5 protein-coding genes and 1 pseudogene are annotated in these 2,038 nt (G+C 33.1%); all 6 read left to right on the forward strand.

All coding sequences use genetic code 11. The features are described 5' to 3' along the window. On the forward strand, positions 1 to 111 hold a 111-nt coding region (locus tag C237_RS15265; protein WP_033399019.1), incomplete at its 5' end, for a TraQ conjugal transfer family protein. 182 nt (positions 112 to 293) lie between these two features. Then, positions 294 to 524 carry a hypothetical protein gene (locus C237_RS0110975; RefSeq protein ID WP_018676516.1) on the forward strand — a complete coding sequence of 77 codons (231 nt, stop codon included), beginning with the start codon at positions 294 to 296 and terminating at the stop codon, positions 522 to 524. Beyond that, entirely contained in the window at positions 521 to 955 is a 435-nt protein-coding gene (locus tag C237_RS0110980; protein WP_018676517.1) for a PIN domain-containing protein, read from the forward strand. The genes C237_RS0110975 and C237_RS0110980 overlap by 4 nt, the downstream gene beginning before the upstream one ends. A gap of 99 nt (positions 956 to 1,054) precedes the next feature. Next, entirely contained in the window at positions 1,055 to 1,252 is a 198-nt protein-coding gene (locus C237_RS13725; RefSeq protein WP_342661996.1) for a hypothetical protein, read from the forward strand. Between the two features lie 91 nt (positions 1,253 to 1,343). Then, positions 1,344 to 1,628 carry a helix-turn-helix domain-containing protein gene (locus C237_RS0110990; RefSeq protein ID WP_014791679.1) on the forward strand — a complete coding sequence of 95 codons (285 nt, stop codon included), beginning with the start codon at positions 1,344 to 1,346 and terminating at the stop codon, positions 1,626 to 1,628. 315 nt (positions 1,629 to 1,943) lie between these two features. Beyond that, a pseudogene (locus tag C237_RS14655) lies at positions 1,944 to 2,038 on the forward strand (transposase); the annotation flags it as partial.

A 2,038-nucleotide genomic window follows, 5' to 3' on the forward strand; every position in this document is an offset into this window, starting at 1 on the left:
TCCCAATCTAACAATACACAAAGTTTTGAGGTTTGGATTGCCGATAGCAAAAGCAAAGAACAAAAACTGAACTTTGAGTTTAATGCTAAGAAAGAGGAGAAAACGGAATAGAAATAATAGTCGTATATTTGCACCAACAGAACCCACCTGCATACCATAAGAACTGCTTGTGGGTCATTTTTTGCAATTCATCAATTTAGATTTCCTAAGTTACCATTAGTGAGTGTGATATTTTTCAATTTCTTGTTTTTTATAGAAAATCTTTTTTATCTTTGTTGAAAGATTTATCTGTTATGTCTAAAATACTAACCATAGAAGTGAACCCAAATACAAAAAAAGGAAAAGCCTTTTTGGAGATAGTTGATTTGTTTAGAAATCAATCAGGGGTTAAGGTGGTTAATATTGACCAAGAAATTCCTACAAAAACGGCACAAAGCAAGGCTTCTTTTATAGAAAAAATCTCGCAAGAAACTAATAAAAAATTAACCAAAAGGTTACTCGCAGAGCATAACATTGTACTATGATTGTTATTACCGATAGTAATATTTTTTACAGTGCTATTATTGCTCCAAAGGGTAAAATTGCCGGTATTTTAAGAGAAAAAAGAACGATTCAATTTACTGCTCCTTCTTATTTGATTGAAGAAATTAAAGAACACTCACAAGATATTGCAGATTATCTAAAAATAAGTAAAAAAGAGGTATTAGCGATTTTCCAAAATTTATTGGAAAATGTATCTATTATAGGCACAAAAGAAATTCCTCAAAAGGATATTCTAGAAGCCGTAGATATTGTTAAGGACATTGATATAGATGATGTCTTTTTTGTAGCATTACACCTACACACACATCATAAAATATGGACGGGAGATAAGGAACTCATAAAAGGGTTGAAATTAAAAGGCTATGATATTTGTATCACCACCGAAGAGTTAAGCCAACACACCTATAAGTAATATAGACCTTTCCAAACTCTGCCACACACTTCCAGAGACAACCGACCTTACTTCACCGAATTGCATTCAAAGTATCTTCGCTCCAAAAGATACCAGATTATGGATGTTATAGTTATTGAAAAGAGAGCGTTTGAACAAATCAATCAAAAATTAGGGGACTTACTCAAACAAACAAAGTCCGTAGTAGAAACGCATCAAGCCATTTGTCGAGACAAAAAATGGTTAGACACACAAGAGGTCTGTCAGTTGTTGGCATTAGCAAACGAACACTCCAGAATTACAAAGACCGAAACTTAATACCCTATTCCTACATCAATCGAAAAAACTACTACAAGCGTAGTGATGTAATTGAATTATTAGAAAATCAAACTACAAAAACTGAAATCTAATGGAACTCTACACAGATCAAACAGAAGAAATGGCTTTTTACCAAAAGCAAGTACAAGAACTTAATGAATATGTAAAGTTTTTATTAGAACATTTTAGACCTGTATTGAATGGAGAAATCTACCTTTCGGGAAAAGAGCTATGCAATTTGTTGCATATAAGCCAAAGAACCCTCCAACAATATAGAGACGATGGTTTTTTGCCTTATGTTCAAATTGAGGGTAAAATTCTATACAAAGAAAGTGATGTGCTAAAAATATTAGAGGATAACTATAAGGCGATATAACGATTATCCAAAAGTTTACGAATTGTTTTTTAGCATTAATTATTATAAGACATTGAATACTCAAAAGCTAACAATTAATCCATTTCTAAGGTGGGGCTTCTTTTGGCTTCTTTTTCTTTGCCTCAGAAAGAAAAAGAAGTCCGCAAAAAATCTCAAGCGTTTTGCTTATGGAGAGTCGTGCTTGTACGGTGTTATAAGCAATAGGCTTGTATCCTTTGGTTCTGTTCAAAAAAGTATTTAAAGGAATGAGGAGCGTATCGATAAACCTGCCTTGCAGAGATTTATCGATACGCGACGAATGTATGCAAAGTCTTTAACGGGTATGGTAAAAAGACTATAAAAACTTCCTTTGGAGAAGATCAAATTCAAGTCCCTAGAGATAGAGATGGAAGTTTTCAACCTATGTTAGT

This window comes from Riemerella columbina DSM 16469 (genome assembly GCF_000374405.1).
GTDB classification, from domain to species: Bacteria; Bacteroidota; Bacteroidia; order Flavobacteriales; family Weeksellaceae; genus Riemerella; species Riemerella columbina.